Genomic DNA, 17,514 nt, shown 5'->3' with positions numbered 1-17,514 from the left:
CCGCGCGTGGGGCAAACAGGGTCAACCGGCGGCCCGGTTCATTTGCCGTGACGCGCTGTTGCGCCAGCGTGTCAGGTGCTGTTCGCAATAGCGCCGCAGCAGACGGAGCAGCTGCGTTTGCTCGTCGACCAGATAAAAGTGATGGCCCTCGAACATGTCCAGAGAGAAGCCGGTGCAGGTCTCTTCCTGCCAGTCGAGCAGCTGCTCGACGCTGATGCTGTCCTGCTTGCCGCCAAATACATGGATCGGCACGCTGAGCGGCTCGCGCCTGCCATACACAAAGCTGCCGCAGAGCAGAAAATCGGCGCGCAGGATCGGCAGCATCAACTGCATGAGCTCCTGGTTGGCGATGACGTTTTCGCTGGTGCCCTTGAGTTTGCGCAGTCGCTCGAGCAGTTGCGCATCGGTCTTGGCGACGGCGTATTCGCTGACATCGCGGCGCACCGGGCCGGCAGTCGCCGACGCGAACAGCGCCAGCGGTGCAGGCAGACCGCGCTCGCGCAAGGCGTGCGCCAGCTCAAAGGCCAGCAGCCCGCCCAGACTGTGGCCAAACAGCGCATAGGGCTTGTCCAGATCGGCACCGATCTCGTCGGCCAGATGATTGGCCAGTTGCACGATGTCGGTCTGCAAGGGCTCGTCCATGCGCATGCCACGACCGGGAAGCTCCAGCGGGCGCACGTTCAGCCACTCTGGCAATTTGCGCCGCCAGGGGCTGTAGAACATCGCGCTGGCCCCCGAATAGGGCAGACAGAACAGCGTCAGGCTCACCGGCGTGCTCATATCGAAACCGTCCGTCTGTGGGCGCGGATGTAACAGCGGCGATGCGCGTGATCGGAACGCATGGGGTTCTCCTGAGGTATTCCCTGGCCGCAACCGTGGTCGGGCCTGTCACCAATGAGAACGGATGGCGTCTGCAAATAATTAGGCGGATGCACGCGGCGAGGACATGCAGGACAAAAGCGCCCTTTTAAAGTGCGCTGATTGGCTTTCGCATTTGACAATAATTATCATTAAGGCTAATTTGTCGCCCCATGTGATGGCGCTGCTCCTTTCATGCGGCCCTCCCCTCCATTGTTGAAGCAGCAAGGTGAATTCCATGACGGAACACGTAATCACAAGTAAGTGCGACTCACCCTTACTCCAGGCATTCGTCGATAACTACTTGCTGCTGGTCAAGATTGCGGCCCGCATCGTGGGTTGCCGCTCGCGCGCCGAAGACGTCGTGCAGGATGCCTTTTTCAGACTGCGCTCGGCACCGCAGGCCACGCTGACCTTCAAGGCACAGCTCAGTTACCTGTTTCAGATCGTGCGCAACCTGGCCATCGATCATTACCGCAAACAGGCACTGGAACAGAAATACACAGGCCCCGAGGCCGAGGGGCTGAACGTGGTGATTCAGGGTGCCTCGCCGGAAATCTCGCACATCAATTTCTCCAGCCTGGAGAAAATTGCCGACGCCCTGACCGAGCTGCCACCCCGCACCCGCTATGCGTTCGAGATGTACCGCCTGCACGGCGTGCCGCAAAAGGACATCGCCAAGGAACTGGGTGTGTCGCCGACACTGGTCAACTTCATGATCCGCGATGCGCTGATTCATTGCCGCAAGTTCAATGGCGCCCAGGCCGAGGCCTGATTGCGAGGGGTTCAGACAGGCAAAAAAATCCGGAGCACTGGCTCCGGATTTTTGTTTTCAGCCTGGCAGACGACGGATCAGCGGCTGACCTGATACTCGGGCTGCACTTCCGGCATCGCCGAGGAGTGGTGGTTGAGAATCTTCCACTCGTTGCCGACGCGGTGGTAGAGGAACGAATAACGTGCCTGTACCTTGGTCTTCTTGCCGTCCGGCGCCGTCAGGGTGAAGGTGTAAACACCGTTGTCCGCTGCGGCGTCAGGTCCCAGGCGACGAATCTCCCGGTAGTTGATCTCGCCAATCGGCTTGAGCGCCAGGAACTTGTCGAAGTAGTCCTTGATCTCTGCCGGAGTGGCACGCACCTTGTTGGAGACCGTAGGCTGCAGGACAGCGTCCGGCGCGTACAACGATGCGACGGTAGTGGAGTTTCCGGTTTGCAGGGCCTTGTTCCAGCGATCAAACAGACCGGCGATTTCCTTGTCGTTCACATTGCTTGGCGTCTCGGCCACCATGCGGTAGGTGTAGCCGGACGGCTCGGCAGCAGCGTGAACCATCGGTGCACTTACAGCCAGCAACAGGGCCAGGGCGGTCAATTTCGTTTTCATCGCTACTCTCCTACGGGGATCTGTTCAGGGATTCAGTGAGTGCCACTTTGCCCTCCCCGCCACGGCTCGCCATCGGCCAACCGGGGTTAACTGTGTATGCCGATCGGCAGATAGGCTTCACCTCCTGATACAGTTCTAATAGCCTTACTTCTGTTATGCCCGCGCGGGCATCAACCCTCGCTGGAGCACCCCATGCAAAGTCCCCCCCATGATCCGGCAAGCGCACTGGCCATCCGTAACCAGTATCGCCAGTCGCAAAGCCGCGCCGCACGTCTTCGCCTGCTGGTGGATACCGGTCAGGAGCTGACCCATCTGCCACCTCAGGCCATGCGCCAGTGCGTGCTGCAACGCGCGTGCGCATTCGTGGCCATGGACCATGGCCTGCTGCTGGAATGGAGCGCCGACAACGGTGTGCAGACCACCGCCAGCCATGGCAGTGCCGAACGCCTCGCCACGCTTGAAACCGCTGCCGACCCGCTGGCCACCGGCCCGCAATGGCTGGAGCGGCCCGCTGCCGATCTGCCGTGCATGCTGCTGTTACCGTTGCGTGGCGCCGACGAAGGCTCATTTGGCACCCTGCTGCTGGCCAACAGCGTGGGCATCAATGCGCCGGACAACGAAGACATCGAGTCGCTGCAATTGCTGGCGACGTTGCTGGCGGCGCACCTGGAAAACAATCGGCTGCTCGACGCGCTGGTGGTCAGAGAGCAGACCATGTCCGAACTGGTCCGCCAGTTGTTCACCGCTCAGGAAGACGAACGCAAACGCATGGCCTACGACCTGCATGATGGTCTGGCCCAGACCCTGGCCGGTCTGCACCAGCGATTGCAGGGCTTTGCCGGTCGCTGTCCGGAGCTGCCTGAGCCACTGGACGCCGATCTGCAGGCCATTCTCAAGCTGGCACAGCACTGCGTGGGTGAAGGTCGACAGCTGATCAGTGGACTGCGGCCGAGCGTGCTCGACGATTTCGGTCTGCTGCAGGCGGTCGACAAGGACGCCGACCGGTTGCGTGAAGCCGGAGTCGCGGTGCACTGGCGCTCGCGCTCCCTGACCCGCCTGCCCAGCCATCTGGAAATCGCCCTGTTCCGTATAGCCCAGGAAGGCATCAACAACGTGCTCAAACACGCCAGTGCAGGCCGCGTAGAATTGGCCCTGGAACTGAGTGAAGAGCACATTTCACTGCTGCTGGAAGACAACGGCAGTGGCTTCATCACCCAAAAACCGTTTAATGGCAAAGGCGTCCAGAAACTGGGCCTGGTGGCCATGCAGGAGCGCGCCAGCCTGCTCGGCGGCCGCCTGACCTGCGTCAGTCGGCCCGGGCACGGCACCCGACTGCGCGCCATCGTTCCTTTTACCGCAGACAAGGCAATGACATGACTGACACTGTGCGACTGGTTTTAGCGGACGATCATGAAGTGACGCGCACCGGGTTCGTCTCGCTGCTGGCGGGTCATCCGGAATTCGAAGTGGTCGGTCAGGCCGCCGACGGCCAGCAAGCCATCGATCTGTGCCTGGAACTGCAACCGGACATCGCCATCCTCGACATTCGCATGCCGGTACTCAACGGGCTGGGCGCTGCGCGGATTCTCCAACAGCGCATGCCGGATCTGAAAGTGGTGATTTTCACCATGGACGACAGCACCGATCACCTGGAAGCCGCGATCAGTGCCGGTGCGGTGGGCTACCTGCTCAAGGATGCCAGCCGCGACGAAGTGATCGACGGCCTGCAACGGGTGGCGCGTGGTGAAGAAGCACTGAACAGCGCCGTCAGCGCGCGCCTGCTGCGGCGCATGACCGAACGCAATACCAGTGGTGCCGCCCTGCCGGAAACCCTCACCCCGCGTGAACGTCAGGTACTCGGCTTGGTAGCGGGCGGCTTCAGCAATCGGGAAATCGGCGAAAAACTTGGCATCACCACCGGCACTGCCAAGGCCCACGTGGAAAAGGTCATCGGCAAACTCGGCGCCTCGGACCGCACGCAGGCGGCGGTACGCGGTGTGGCACTGGGGCTGGTGAGCCAATCGACGAGCGACTGGCAATGACCGCACACGCCAGCAGTCGCTGGGAGGACCTTCCGCTACGCGGCAAGGCGCTGGTGGCTATTTCGCTGCCACTGGCGATTCTCATGTTCTCGCTGGTGCTGATCTATATCGCCGAGCGCCAGACCGCTCGGGCAGAGGAAGACGTACGGCGTGTGCTGCTCGTCCAAGGCGATATCCAGACCCTTCACACCCAGATCGCAGAAGGTGCGGCCAGCGTACGTGGCTACCTGCTGACCCACCAGGAAGACTTCCTGCCCGGCTACCTCAACGCGCAACCGCTGATCGAGGCGGCGCTGGCCCGGCTCAACACCAATGTGCGTGACGAGCAGATGCGCGAACACCTGAAAGACATCGAGCCGCTGATCAACACCAAGGTCGAAGGCCTGGAAAAACTGCGCTCGATGAATAGCGAAGATCAGGAAACCGTCGCCCGTATCCTGATCGAAAACAAGTACGTACTCGACCAGTTACGCGAACGCATCGGCATCATGCGCGAGCGTGAAGACGCGCTGCTCGCCGAACGTACCGAGGCTGCGGCAGCCACCCGCGAGCGCCTGTTGCTGTCGACCCTGCTGGCCGCAGCCTGCGGAATCTTCGGTGCCATTCTTGCCGTGCTGATGCTGTCCAAGGGCATCGTCGCCAGGGTGCATCAGGTACAACGCAACGCCCAGCGTCTGGCTCTCGGGCATCCGCTGCTGCCCCAGCCGCCTGAAAAGGACGAAATCGGCCAGCTCGGCACCCGGCTCGTCGAAGCCGGCCAGTTGCTGGCCGAACGCGAACGCGCACTGCGCGACAACGAAGAGCGTTTGCGGCTGATCATCGAAGGCGTCAAGGACTACGGCATCTTCGCGCTGGACCGCAACGGCTACATCACCACCTGGAACGCAGGGGCCGAACGTATCAAGGGGTACACGGAGCAGGAGATCATCGGCCAGCACTTTTCTGTGTTCTATCTGCAACAGGAGTGTCCGCAACACCCCGACATGGCGCTGCATGAGGCCACCGTCAACGGCCGTTATACCGAAGAAGGCTGGCGCCAACGCAAGGATGGCAGCCGTTTCTGGGCCAGTGTGGTGATCACCGCACAGTACGACAGCAATGACGAACTGCGCGGTTTCTCCAAGATCACCCGTGACATCAGTGATCGTCGCGTTGCCGAAATTGCCCTGGGCACTGCGCGCGAGGAAGCCGAACGCGCCAGCCGGGCCAAAAGTGAATTCCTGTCGCGCATGAGCCATGAGCTGCGCACGCCGCTGAACTCGATTCTGGGCTTTGCCCAGTTGCTGGACATGGACTCCCCCGCCAGCCAGCGCCCGCAAATCGGTCATATTCTGCGGGCGGGCCAGCATCTGCTGAAGCTGATCAATGAAGTGCTCGACATCGCCAGAATCGAAGCCGGGCATGTTTCCCTGATCCTCGAGCCGGTATCCCTGTCGAACGTGCTTGAAGAAGCCCTGGTGCTGGTCTCGCCAATGGCTGCCGACGCCAATATAGAGTTGAAGCCCCTGCCGAACCTGCCTGACGAGATCGGCGTAGTGGCGGATCGTCAGCGCTTGATTCAGGTGTTGCTGAACCTGCTGTCCAACGCGATCAAATACAACCGGCCCGCTGGCCAGGTGCGGATTGAAATCGAGCAGACCGCCGAGCAGGTGACGGTCAGCGTAGTGGACACCGGTTACGGGATTGCGCCGGAGCGTATCGGGCAGCTGTTCAAGCCGTTCGAACGCCTGGATGCCAACCCGAGCGTCGAAGGAACCGGGCTGGGACTGGCGCTGAGCAAAAGCATGCTGGAGATGATGCACGGCACGCTTTCCGTACAGAACACGCCGGACGAAGGCTGCCGGTTCATACTGGCGCTGCCGCTTGTGCGGGTGCAGCCGCCTGCCGCCACTCTGCCGCGTCAAGCTGACACTCGCCTCGAGATAACGCCTGATGCACGCTCACCTGCCCGCCCGGTCTATCATGGCAAGCTGCTGTGCATCGAAGACAACCTGTCGAGCATGGCCTTGATTGAAACGCTGCTGCAACGCAGACCGGGTATCCAGTTGCTGTCGAGCATGCAGGGCCAACTGGGGCTCGACCTGGCACGCCAGCATGCGCCACAGCTGATTCTGCTCGACCTCAGCCTGCCGGACATCAAGGGGCTTGAAGTGTTGCAACGTCTGCGCCAACTGCCGGCTACCGCCCAGACGCCGGTGCTGATGATCACTGCCGATACCAGTGATCAAGCCCATCGCGAACTGAAACAGGCCGGCGCTACGGCCATTGTGATCAAACCCATCCAGGTGCCGGTGTTTCTTGCCCTCCTGGACCAGTATTTACCGGAGCCCACATGACCGGCGACTTTCGCATTCTGATCATCGACGACCAGCGGCCCAACCTTGATCTGATGGAGCAACTGCTTGCCCGCGAGGGGCTGACCAATGTCCTGAGCAGCACCGAGCCGTTGCGCACGCTGGACCTGTTCAACAGCTTCGAGCCCGACCTTGTTGTGCTCGATCTGCACATGCCCGAATTCGATGGCTTCGCGGTGCTGGAGCAGCTCAACCGGCGCATACCAGCCAATGACTACCTGCCGATCATGGTGCTGACCGCCGACGCGACGCGCGATACCCGCCTGCGCGCGCTGGCACTGGGCGCACGGGATTTCATCAGCAAGCCGCTGGATGCCCTGGAAACCATGCTGCGCATCTGGAACCTGCTGGAAACCCGCGCACTGTATAAATCGCTGCGCGAGCTGGTGCCTGCGGAAAATATCGAACTGCTGCGCCAGCCGCGCACGCTGGCGCAGCAGTGATTATTTGATCAGCGTCACCGGCACCGATGCTTCGTGGATCACCCCCGTGGCCACCGAGCCCAGCAGCAACCCGCCAAAGTTGCCGAGCCCGCGGGTGCCCATGACGACGGCGTCGCAGTCGAGTCGCTGAACTGCGGCCTCGACCTGTTCGGCCACGTTGCCCAGATCGACGTGGGCCTGAAACGGCACACCAGCAGCAGTCAACAACGCAACCGCATCAGCCAGCACCCGCTTGCCTTCATTGGTCAAGCCGGCCTTGACGCCATCAATCATGTCGGGAGCCAGATAAAGGCTGTAATCGATAGGGCTGGCCTGCACATTCAGGATATGTACCTCGAGCGACTTGGTGAGTTCGCCAGACAACTCGATGACATAGCCCAGGGCACGCATGGCGTGCTCGGAGCCGTCGAAAGGAACCAGGACTTTGTGCATGGGCGTTTTCCTTGTTGGGTTATGCGCTCAACATAACCGCAGCCCGATAACGCCGCTACTGGAATAAGCGTTTCCTTTGATTCGGCTCAACTCAGATCAATTCACGGCACATGCGATCAATGCCCCTGCAGAAACGCCGCGGCCTGATCCAGCAACAGCATCGGGTTTTCGGCCTTGTGTATGTCAACCGACAGCAACTGACGGAAGCGTCGCGCGCCAGGGAAGCCCAGGCCTAGACCGAGCATATGCCGGGTCACGTGGTGCATGTTGCCGCCGCTGGCAATGTGCGCCGCAATGTACGGCCGCATCGACTCCAACGCATCGTAACGACTGATGACCGGCGCAGTGCTGCCGAACAACTGCTGGTCCACATGCGCCAGCAAATAGGGATTGTGATAAGCCTCACGCCCCAGCATCACTCCATCGAACGTCTGCAAATGCTCACTGCACTGCTCCAGCGTCTTGATGCCGCCGTTGAGCACAATCTCCAGGTCAGGAAAGTCAGACTTCAACTGCGCGACCACGTCATACCGCAATGGCGGAATATCGCGGTTTTCCTTGGGAGACAGCCCTTCGAGAATCGCGATACGCGCGTGAACCGTGAAACTCTGGCAACCCGCCTCCTGAACCTTGCCGACGAAATCACACAACTCGGCGTAGCTGTCACGGCCATTGATACCGATCCGGTGCTTGACCGTGACCGGAATACCAACCGCATCGCGCATCGCCTTCACACAATCCGCCACCAGCTCGGGATGCGCCATCAGGCACGCGCCGATCATGTTGTTCTGCACCCGGTCACTCGGGCAACCGACGTTCAGATTGACCTCGTCATACCCCGCCTCTTGCGCCAGACGCGAACACGCAGCCAGATCCGCCGCCGTACTGCCACCCAGCTGCAATGCCAGCGGATGCTCGCTTTCATCATGCCGCAGGAACCGCTCACGGTCGCCATGCAACAAGGCACCGGTGGTGACCATCTCGGTGTAGAGCAAGGCGTGCTTTGAGAGCTTGCGCATGAAGTAGCGGCAGTGGTGGTCGGTCCAGTCCATCATCGGGGCGACGGAGAAGCGGCGGGACACTGTTGCAACCGGATCGCCTATGTTTGCTGAGGCTTCGTTGTTTTCGATGTTCATGTGGATTGGTCTTTTACGCGGCGGGTTATCGCCATCCCTTGGCTGGCCTCAACAACATGCATCATTGAGAGGCGGTCAGTGAGAGAATGGCTCAATTGAATCGAGCGATACGTGGGACCACACAGTGGCCCGCACGCATTGACGCGGTCAATCGGGAAAGGCAGATAGTTTATCAGGAAAGCGACAGCCCTGATGACGTGGTTATTTGCAGCCGGATTCCAGGCTCAGGAGCTGAACCTGTCAAAAAGCGCCAACGGCAAAGGCATTTTCCGGGCGTGTTTTTCCAAGAATATTCTGCTCGCAGACAGCATTGACGCTCCTCACAACGCTGGTGCTTATTCTGGAAAGGACAGCTCTGGAAATGCGATCGTTGTTGGAGATTACAGACATCCGTATGGCGGGCAATGCGGGAAGCAGCGAGCTTGTGATAATAGGCGTATCGCCCGGAATGAGTGATAACTCGCCCACGCCAATACCCACACCGGCACTGATGGCATTGAAAACGGCAAAATTGGACTCTGAGGTGAATCGTATCTCGGACGCCATCCCGGCAAACTGCAAGGATTGGACAGAGACCTCTCGGCATATACAACCATCTGGAAAATGCACCAACGGTATCGGATGCCCTGCCCTGATCAGCCTGGCATCGCCGATCCAGTGCAGTTCTTCACGCCTGATGTATTCAGAATGCTCCATGACCCGAGATTCCGGCACTGCGACAACGGCCATGTCCAGTCGACCCTGGTCGACGTCGTCTATCAATAACGACGACGTCTTGCAGACCAGCTTTATCTTGAGATCAGGGTTTGATCGAGACAGGGCTTTTACAATCCCGTGAAGAAAAAAGAGTGCGTAATCATCCGGCATGCCCAGACGCAATTCGCTATCAGGGTTCTTGTTCTTCAAGCGGAACAGATTGTCCTGCATGGCGAGAATCTTTTCAGCGGCCGCCAATACTTCTTCGCCAATGACCGTCAGCCGAAAACCGTCGTCGCCTCTGACGAACAATTTCAGTTCCAGAAGTGCTTCCAGCTTTTTTATCTGCATGCTGATGGCAGGTGGAGTTTTGCACAGCGCAACCGCAGACCGCGTGATACTTCGAGTTTCGCTCACCGATTTGAACGTGCGCCAGAGGTGCGTATCAACATCAAAGATTCGAGACATCCGTTTTCCCTGTTTACCCGGTGCAAAGCGGATGGTCGACTTTGCTGACCGGGTGTTTTCCCGCTCCGGGGTTTTTCCACTGCACCCCGGCTTTCCTTCCCTCTATAGTTAGGCCATTTGGCGGGTATTCGCAAAGTATTCCTGAGCATCAGAGAAAATAGGGTTAAAAAACGGCGGGCTGAATCGATTTTCTGCGTTCCGATCATCTTTCTGACCGTTCATTTACGGATGAAAACTTCGGTACGTCCAGACTCCCATCCGCGGCACGGATACCGAGCTTCGTTCAGGAAGCTTCCTCCCGCAACGCGACGCCAAGCGCCTGCAGCAGAGGTGTATTTTCGCAGGCGATGTACGTGACCTCTGCGTCCTCTGATGTATTGACGTGTTTGTGCCAACGCCAGACGGGAATATAAACGGCGTCTCCAGCTGTCCAGGCAACGAGCGTCTCTCCTACCATCGAAAAACCGGTGCCTGAAATAATATAGATGATGGTTTCATAGTTATGCCGATGCAGGCCCGACCCTTGCAGCGGCTGTAGCGCACCGAAGGTCATGCTTATCGACCTGGACGGCAGGTCGACAACATGAACTTCGTGCTTTCTTGTTTTGCTGAACGCGTCCAGCGTGGTTGTTCTGACGCCTTCATGTAACAGCGTGCCCACGTCCTCGCCAACGGCCAGACTGGCGGGGACATGCACGAAATCACTGGACGAAAAAGTATGGTTATTCATGCTCACCTCAAAGTTTATCGAGAAACTCAAGTCGCGCCTTGATCATCATGACGGCGGCGTGCCGGACTATTTCAAAACGAGTCGGTTTTTCCATCACCAGACGCGACAGAATCGCCAACAGGGTGTCCGCGTGACCATCGTCACATTCGATATGCAACGTGAAAAACCTGAGCCTCTCTGCAGCAACGCCCTGACCCGAGAAGCCAGTGACAATGTCACTGTACAGATGAGGAACAATGGCCTCGGCCCCCAGGCACAACGCCGAGAGTCCATAAATACCATTGGGCTGTTTGCAAAAGTTCATCATTGTATCGATGAGGTGCTGCGTGGAAGGAAGCGTGGCGTGCGCCTCCAGGTTCAGGTCGAAGGAGCACAACATCTCACGGTAGATAGCCGAATGAGTGGGTTCGGTGACTTCACCAAAACCCAGTTCTTCGAAAAGATTTTCGAACACTGCCAGAATATCTTCATCACCCTCAAGATGACTCATTAACTGGCAGATGTACCGCGTGAAATAACGGCTGTATTTTCCTTGTTGCACGAGAAAGTTCTTCAGCCGGTCTATCGGCATGCTTGCCGCACGGCACTGAACCAGAAAAGGATGATCGAAAACCTGCTGGATCAGTTCGTCTCTTAATTGTGCAAGCTCTTGCAGGATGAACTCATCGCCCAACGCACAGGCAGACAATGTACGGGTATCTCCAACCATTAAATCCATCAGGCAATCCCTCGCGATGATTCGTTGTGTAAGATAGAAAGGTAGGCACGTTTCAAGATGTCCAGTCCGCGCTCTAGTACAGGCAGATCGATGGTCAGTGGCGGCATCAGCTTGAGCACTTCATTCAAGGGGCCACAGGTTTCCACAAGCAGACCTTGGGACAGGCATTCTGCAGACAGTCTGCTCGCGCGCCGTGAGTTGCCAAATCTCAATCCCATGAACAGCCCTCTCCCGACAATGCGGACAGCCTCGGGGGGTGAATGAGCAATTATTTTTTCCAGTGCAAGGCGCAGGACGGCGGAACGTTGCGCTATCGAGCGCTCGAACGCGTTGTCTTGCCAGTAGCTCAGTGCCGCCGCAGCCGTCACGAATGCAGTGTTGTTTCCACGAAAGGTGCCATTGTGTTCACCGGGCGCCCACTGATCGTGCTCCGGTTTTATCAGCACCAGTGACATCGGCAGACCATAACCGCTGATGGACTTTGAAAGGCAAATGATGTCGGGGGATATATCGGCAGATTCAAAACTGAAAAACGTGCCCGTACGACCGCAACCGGCTTGAATATCGTCAATGATCAGCAGCGCACCTGAGGCCCGGCACAGCTGTTGAATTCTCTGTAACCATTGCGGCCGCGCGCAATTCAAACCGCCCTCGCCCTGCACTACTTCCAGAATAATGGCTGCCGGCGGCTCGAAACCTGCGCCTGCTGAGGAGAACGTCGTTTCAATGATATGCGCGCTGTCAATGTCACGCCCCAGAAATCCGTCATAAGGTAGTCGAACGACGTTTGACAGCTCTACGCCAGAGACGGCTCTTTTATCGGCGTTGGCGGTCAGCGCCAGCGAGCCCAGCGTGACGCCGTGAAATGCATGGGTAAACGCAGCGATGCAAGTGCGTCCGGTGATCTTGCGGGCCAGCTTCAAGGCGGCCTCGATTGCATTGGTCCCCGTGGGCCCGGTGAACTGCAGTTTGTAGTTCATCCCCCGCGGCGTGAGGATAATCCGCTCGAACTGTTCGATAAACCGAGACTTCGCAGCGCTGTGAAAGTCCAGGGTTGTCGTGATGCCGTCCTGCTGAATATAGTCCAACAGCTCTTTTTTCAAACGCGGGTTATTGTGGCCATAGTTCAGTGATCCGGCCCCCGCAAAAAAGTCGATGAACTGCCGCCCCTCGACGTCTTCGATCACTGCCCCTTGCGCCGTCGCAAACACAACGTCACAGTCGCGACAATAAGAACGCACATTCGACTCACGCTCGTAGATAGCCATTGATGGGTTCATGCCTGCTTCCCTTGCCCAGAAAAATTAAACTACGCTCGCGCCATGATGTAATGGCCCAGGCTTTTCTCGGGCCCGTAAAATATCGACAGCATGTCCTTGATGTCCAAATGCAGAACCGTACACTCTGACGTTTCATGCAACTCGTCTCGAAAGCGAATGTTCAAGTCACGGAACCCCATGTGGGCCAGTGCTTTGATCGGTGTGTGCGGTGTATCGATAAAACAATTGGCAAGGACGTCGTAGTTTTTTTCTTTCAGGCAATACTGCAAAGCCGCTTTTACCAAGGCAGCAAAAATACCGTAGGGGTAAGCCGAAAATATCTGATCGCGGTGCCTGGCCGGAACCATGAGTCGCGCACATTCGATGAGCGCGCCTTGCGCGGTTGCCCGTATCCCGGAAATATCGGCAAAGTTGTCGATGGGCAGACCTTGGTCCCCGTCGATAATCATGCGCATGACCCCCACGGCGGCTCCCTCTTCGTCAGTGGCGAGCAAGTAGACCGAGTTGGCATGGTAGCGATCATTGCGAGGATCGGTGTCATCCCCGTCCAGCCAACCTAACTCCTCGCTGTACACTTCCTGCCAAACAGCCTTGACCAAGGCGAGTTCGATATCAGAGTTTGCAAGTTGCACGTTACCTTTGAAATCCTTCGACGTGGCTTCGTCAAAGGACAGTGTCGATCCGTTCATGTTGTGCATTCCATAGCGTGTAGGTATAGGAAACTGCCATTATTGAAACAATCATTGCGACTGCACTGATGACACCTACGACGGGCGCTTCAACGAACTCGAGAAGTGTTCCCAGCAGGAAAGAACCTATCGGACTGCCCCCCATGAAAAACAACATCAGTAACGCTAACACCTGAGCTTTATTGCCTGAAGGGGCATTTTCCTGAATCAGCGTCTGCCCCATGCTGAGGGCAATACCGCCCAGAAACCCCCAACTCAATACCCCTAAAAACAGAATCCACTCTGTGAGCACGGACGGGATAACCGCCAGCAGTAACGACGCGAGCAGGCAGGAACTGATCAGTGCCCGTAATTTATTTTCTATCCCGCCCTTGACGGTCAAGACAATGACGGAAGCGATCAACCCGACCATAAACACGATATTGAACAGCGCCAACAACGAGGCGTCGTACCCCGGCAACCGGGAAATATGTAGGGGCAGCATGACGAAAAACGAGCCCAGAAAGAACACACCGATCAGGCCGTTCAATAACAGTACCGGGAAGATGACCGGGTGCTGAATGGAAAACCGCAGCGCGGTACTGGTTTCAGCGATCAGGCCGGAATGAGGCTTGCTGGGCGTGGTCACCGAAATATAAGAGGCGGCCAGAGACGACATCCCGAACAGAAGCGACAACAACAAGAACATCAGACCGACGCCCACCTGCGGTGCAAAACCTCCAATGGCGAAACCCACTGTCTGAATCCCGAACTCAATCCCGATGTTTATAGTGACGATCTTTTGCAACTGTTTCTTGCCCAGTACATTCAAGTAAAGTTCTCTGGCGGGCGCACAAAAGGCCGACAGCACGCCAAAGGCCAACGCATACACCAGCACGTTGGCGTAGGTTATTGCGGACTGGTAGCTCCAGACGGCGAAGACCAATGCCGTCAGCGCGCCACCCAGGTACACGCAGACCAATAACCTGCGCACCGGCTTGCGATCGGCAACATAACCGCCATAGATCACCAGCAGCAGCACCGGCAACATCAGGCACATCTGGGCGATGCCAAATTGAAAGGCCGATGCATGAACGACGCTGATCAGTACCCAGGGCAGAAATACGCTTTGTATCCCCACACAAATGAACCACAGACTGGAGGCCAGGAGGAACCTGGAAATATTGTGCCGTTCCTGAGTATCGAGCACTTCGTTCACGGCGCCTTCCTCAAAGGGCTGGCCCCGATCGGGGCCAGCTGGTTCAATTGACATTGAAGTGTTTGCGATGCTCCTCGGGGTTTGCCCACGTGCCGTCGAACTCATAAATACCGTTGTCGAACGTAGAGCCGTCGAACCAGTAATACTTGGGCATGGGAGGAAGTTCGGTGCTGTACGGTGCGCCCTCCAGGTCGCAAAGCATCAGCGCTGAACGACAGAGAATCAGGTAATGCGAGGCCGTCGGCGCAACGGAAAGAATAGGCACGTTTCCTGTCTCTTTCATCCAGCTGAAAATATCGGGAATGCTCGGAAAACGAGGCTGATAAGAGGCCTGGAGCATGACCAGCCTTTCGACCAGCTCAGGCGTCATCTGCGCCTCTTCCGGAATATCGTAAAAATCCTCCAGCGTCAGACCTGCCTTATCGAACTTGTAGATGTTGGCGCCCCAACCGACCACCGAGGATGCCAGCAAGCCTTTGCACCTGGCTGAGTGACGGTACGCCCTGTGCAGTGCGTAGCGCTCGGCAATGCTGTAGAAGTCCATTTGATCCAGCACCAGATCACAGTCCTCTACAAACGCTTCAGCGGTGTGCTTCTGTATACCCTCCGGAAACACATCAACGCTCACGTCCCCCGCCAAACGGTGAACCAGCTCGGCGACCACCAACGCCTTGTTACGACCGACGGTTTCGACTGAAGCACCAAACTGTCGGTTGATATTGCTGATGTCGAAAGAATCGGGATCGGCAATTTTGATATGCCTTACACCCAACCGTGCCAGACCGAGGGCCACGGCACCGCCAATACCCCCTGCGCCTGCGACGCCGACAACAGCATTGGAAAGCTTACCCTGATTGGCCATCTGCTCCAGTTTCGAATTGCCGAGAAAACAACCGCTGCGTGAAACCCGCTCGTTGTATACCTGCTCGTCGAAAACGCCTGGAAATTTAACAATGCGTGCTTTCTTCAACATGATCTGCTCCTTGCTTTAGTTGCGGCCGCCGCAAAAACTACAGGCCAGTGACAATCGGTTATATGAGCCTTCCAGAAAAACCCGTACTTCGCGATAGAGTTCGAAACGCTTTTTTTCAAATAACATGGCGTGGGTGCCTTTATCGATCAGCACGTACCGTTTACTGGAAGCATTGCTCAGGTGTGTGTACAGCCAGTCGATATCCGCCGCGGTGGTCAGCACATGATCATAATCCCCGCGTGTGATTAATACGGGCACCGTGATTGTGGCAGGGTCCCAATACACGCCATGCCAGGCATCGTAGATATCCTGGGCAAAGCCTCCGGGTACTTTAATCATGTTCTTTTGATGCGCTCTTTCCAGCGCAGCATCACCAGGCCAGTTTTTTATAAACCCTTGTTCAAGCTGCGTCTCGGTGCCCGCCGGACGGTCTTCTTCTATCATGGACAATCGCTTGTCGACCGGAATCTCATAAAAGCTCTTGTCGGGTCTTTCGGCACTGCCGAACAAGCCTCGGACAATCTCCGGACTTGTGGTATCACGCCGGACGATGGGCGAGTTGAACACGACCTTGTCTACTTTTTCGCCGTGCGCGCTCAGGTAGTACCCCACCGGTATCGCGCCCCTGGACGTGGCGATAATCGTCAGCTTTTTAGCACCGGTAAACTTCAATACATAGTCGACGGCGGCATCAATCACGGGCACCAGGCTTTTGGCATTGCCCACCGACTCACCGTTGGCGTGTGGGCTGGCCTCGCGCATTTCCGAATAATCATCAGAACGACCATACCCCGGCAGGTCCACCACCCAGGCTTCGCGTCCTGAATTGGCGACGTCTTGGGCCCAGGAATACCCGTCAATGGCGTACCCGGCCGAGAGATTACCTGAAATGGTTGCACCATGAATAAACAGAACAACTTGTGACTCTTTCATTGTTTGAGTGTGGGTCCCTTTCGGCGAGTCACGCCAGAGGGCCATTTTCATCGCGTCAGTTTTTAGCGTGACGGTATGAACTTCCACACCGTCTATATTTGCGGCTGAACTGGCAGGCAGTGGCGCCGCGCTCACCATTAAGGCGGTGGTACAGGACGCAATAAACAACGCAGCAGAAGCAATCCTTTTCATCAGTCGACGTCCTTGCGATAAAGTGGATAAAAGCATTCCACAGGGGCTGCGTGTTGTCTGTTCAAACTTTTTTAAGCCCCTTCACTTTTTTTTAATCATGCGTGCTGCGAAGAGGACTATGCTTGGCCATTCAGGGAGGCGCTATGAACACCAGCCAGGCATTCAGAAAGTTACATGAACGCGATGAGTTATTCGTCATGCCCAATGCATGGTGTGAGGGAAGCGCGCGCCTCATTCAGCAATTGGGCTACGCCAGCCTCGGCACCACCAGCGCGGGGATTGCCTATGCACAGGGCTACCGCGACTCATCTCCCTCGATGGACAATGAAGACCGATTTGCGGCGATTGAGCGCATCGTTCGGGCAGTGGACATACCCGTGACGGCAGACCTGGAGAATGGTCTGGCGAAAACACTGGGCAAGGTCGAGGAGCATTTTAAAAGAGCCCTGACCGTCGGCTGCGCCGGTGCGTCCATTGAGGATATATCCGACTATCATGACCCGAACACCCCGCTGTATTTCTCCATCGAAGAAGCGTGCGATCGGGTGCGCGCTGCGAGTGAGGCCGCCCACGCGCTCAATGCCGATTTCATCGTCACCGCCAGGACCGACTATCTGCTTGGAGCACACGCGTATTCGTTGACCGAGGTTATTGAACGGCTGGTCGCGTTTGAAGAAGCTGGAGCCGATTGTCTGTTCGCACCCGGCGTGAAGTCGATCGAGGACCTTGAGGCGATTCAGAGAGCGATCAGCAAACCTCTCAACGTCCTGCCTGTTTTCGGTATGACGATTGACAGACTCAGGGCAGTCGGCGTTCGCCGGATCAGCCTGGGCAGCTCACTGTTTCGTAACGCCTACCGGCAGATCTCGACTGTTTTACTTGGATTGGAAGAACCACAGGGACTGGATTTTCTACAATCGGGACTGAGTCTGAATCAGCTCGATGAAGTGATGCGTTAGCCAGGATCGAGTGTTTGCATGGAGCATACATGTGAT

At 57.2% G+C, this 17,514-nt stretch carries 18 protein-coding genes; 6 read left to right on the top strand and 12 right to left on the bottom strand.

Annotated elements, in window-relative coordinates; translation table 11 throughout:
* Positions 1–21: 21 nt before the first annotated feature.
* Positions 22–780 (bottom strand): thioesterase II family protein, encoded by a 759-nt coding sequence (locus GE543_RS13320; protein ID WP_153221620.1) that lies wholly within the window; start codon positions 778–780, stop codon positions 22–24.
* Positions 781–1,096: 316 nt separating this feature from the next.
* On the opposite strand from GE543_RS13320, the gene GE543_RS13315 reads away from it, so the two are divergent.
* Positions 1,097–1,633 carry an RNA polymerase factor sigma-70 gene (locus GE543_RS13315; protein ID WP_153221619.1) on the top strand — a complete coding sequence of 179 codons (537 nt, stop codon included), beginning with the start codon at positions 1,097–1,099 and terminating at the stop codon, positions 1,631–1,633.
* A gap of 77 nt (positions 1,634–1,710) precedes the next feature.
* Here GE543_RS13315 and GE543_RS13310 read toward each other — a convergent pair whose 3' ends face one another.
* Positions 1,711–2,235 carry an SgcJ/EcaC family oxidoreductase gene (locus GE543_RS13310; RefSeq protein WP_003406965.1) on the bottom strand — a complete coding sequence of 175 codons (525 nt, stop codon included), beginning with the start codon at positions 2,233–2,235 and terminating at the stop codon, positions 1,711–1,713.
* 192 nt (positions 2,236–2,427) lie between these two features.
* Between GE543_RS13310 and GE543_RS13305 the strand changes: the two genes are divergently transcribed.
* Genes GE543_RS13305 through GE543_RS13290 form a run of 4 tightly spaced genes read left to right on the top strand, consistent with a single transcriptional unit; the run spans position 2,428 to position 7,074 of the window.
* The gene (locus GE543_RS13305; RefSeq protein ID WP_046271662.1) at positions 2,428–3,612 is read left to right on the top strand and encodes a sensor histidine kinase; all 1,185 of its coding nucleotides are present in this window, start codon (positions 2,428–2,430) and stop codon (positions 3,610–3,612) included.
* Positions 3,609–4,277 (top strand): response regulator transcription factor, encoded by a 669-nt coding sequence (locus GE543_RS13300; protein ID WP_004410300.1) that lies wholly within the window; start codon positions 3,609–3,611, stop codon positions 4,275–4,277. Before GE543_RS13305 ends, GE543_RS13300 begins: the two co-directional genes overlap by 4 nt.
* Positions 4,274–6,613, top strand: coding sequence for an ATP-binding protein (locus GE543_RS13295; protein ID WP_153221618.1), 2,340 nt, complete (start codon positions 4,274–4,276; stop codon positions 6,611–6,613). Before GE543_RS13300 ends, GE543_RS13295 begins: the two co-directional genes overlap by 4 nt.
* Positions 6,610–7,074: a response regulator gene (locus tag GE543_RS13290; RefSeq protein WP_003406975.1), complete on the top strand. Its 465-nt coding sequence runs from the start codon at positions 6,610–6,612 to the stop codon at positions 7,072–7,074. Before GE543_RS13295 ends, GE543_RS13290 begins: the two co-directional genes overlap by 4 nt.
* Here GE543_RS13290 and GE543_RS13285 read toward each other — a convergent pair whose 3' ends face one another.
* The 10 genes from GE543_RS13285 to GE543_RS13240 form a co-directional block, all read right to left on the bottom strand.
* Entirely contained in the window at positions 7,075–7,506 is a 432-nt protein-coding gene (locus tag GE543_RS13285) for a universal stress protein (RefSeq protein ID WP_046271661.1), read from the bottom strand.
* Positions 7,507–7,622: 116 nt separating this feature from the next.
* Positions 7,623–8,642 (bottom strand): tRNA dihydrouridine(20/20a) synthase DusA, encoded by a 1,020-nt coding sequence (gene dusA, locus GE543_RS13280; RefSeq protein ID WP_010426081.1) that lies wholly within the window; start codon positions 8,640–8,642, stop codon positions 7,623–7,625.
* A 240-nt stretch (positions 8,643–8,882) separates the two neighbouring features.
* On the bottom strand, positions 8,883–9,806 hold the full coding sequence (locus GE543_RS13275) for a LysR family transcriptional regulator (protein ID WP_046237085.1): 924 nt from the start codon (positions 9,804–9,806) through the stop codon (positions 8,883–8,885).
* 283 nt (positions 9,807–10,089) lie between these two features.
* Complete coding sequence (locus GE543_RS13270) at positions 10,090–10,536, bottom strand: cupin domain-containing protein (RefSeq protein WP_024649019.1); 447 nt, start codon at positions 10,534–10,536, stop codon at positions 10,090–10,092.
* Positions 10,537–10,543: 7 nt separating this feature from the next.
* A complete protein-coding gene (locus tag GE543_RS13265) occupies positions 10,544–11,254 on the bottom strand; it encodes a TenA family transcriptional regulator (RefSeq protein ID WP_024649018.1) in 711 nt (236 codons plus the stop codon).
* Positions 11,254–12,522 carry a diaminobutyrate--2-oxoglutarate transaminase gene (gene ectB / locus GE543_RS13260; protein WP_178118605.1) on the bottom strand — a complete coding sequence of 423 codons (1,269 nt, stop codon included), beginning with the start codon at positions 12,520–12,522 and terminating at the stop codon, positions 11,254–11,256. The genes GE543_RS13265 and ectB overlap by 1 nt, the downstream gene beginning before the upstream one ends.
* A gap of 41 nt (positions 12,523–12,563) precedes the next feature.
* Positions 12,564–13,223, bottom strand: coding sequence for a GNAT family N-acyltransferase (locus GE543_RS13255; protein ID WP_032660527.1), 660 nt, complete (start codon positions 13,221–13,223; stop codon positions 12,564–12,566).
* Positions 13,198–14,421, bottom strand: a complete 1,224-nt coding sequence (locus GE543_RS13250; protein WP_011267319.1) for an MFS transporter — start codon at positions 14,419–14,421, stop codon at positions 13,198–13,200. The genes GE543_RS13255 and GE543_RS13250 overlap by 26 nt, the downstream gene beginning before the upstream one ends.
* A 43-nt stretch (positions 14,422–14,464) precedes the next feature.
* Positions 14,465–15,394: a ThiF family adenylyltransferase gene (locus GE543_RS13245; protein WP_046237081.1), complete on the bottom strand. Its 930-nt coding sequence runs from the start codon at positions 15,392–15,394 to the stop codon at positions 14,465–14,467.
* A 15-nt stretch (positions 15,395–15,409) separates the two neighbouring features.
* The gene (locus tag GE543_RS13240; protein WP_010426059.1) at positions 15,410–16,519 is read right to left on the bottom strand and encodes an alpha/beta fold hydrolase; all 1,110 of its coding nucleotides are present in this window, start codon (positions 16,517–16,519) and stop codon (positions 15,410–15,412) included.
* Positions 16,520–16,662: 143 nt separating this feature from the next.
* Here GE543_RS13240 and GE543_RS13235 point away from each other — a divergent pair, with 143 nt between their 5' ends.
* On the top strand, positions 16,663–17,478 hold the full coding sequence (locus GE543_RS13235) for an isocitrate lyase/phosphoenolpyruvate mutase family protein (RefSeq protein WP_153221616.1): 816 nt from the start codon (positions 16,663–16,665) through the stop codon (positions 17,476–17,478).
* Positions 17,479–17,514: the final 36 nt, after the last annotated feature.

Origin of the sequence: Pseudomonas sp. SZ57 (genome assembly GCF_009495975.1) — a bacterium.
Classification (GTDB): domain Bacteria; phylum Pseudomonadota; class Gammaproteobacteria; order Pseudomonadales; family Pseudomonadaceae; genus Aquipseudomonas; species Aquipseudomonas syringae.
The sequence above is the reverse complement of the archived record's forward strand: the minus strand, read 5'-3'. Positions and strand labels throughout refer to the sequence as shown.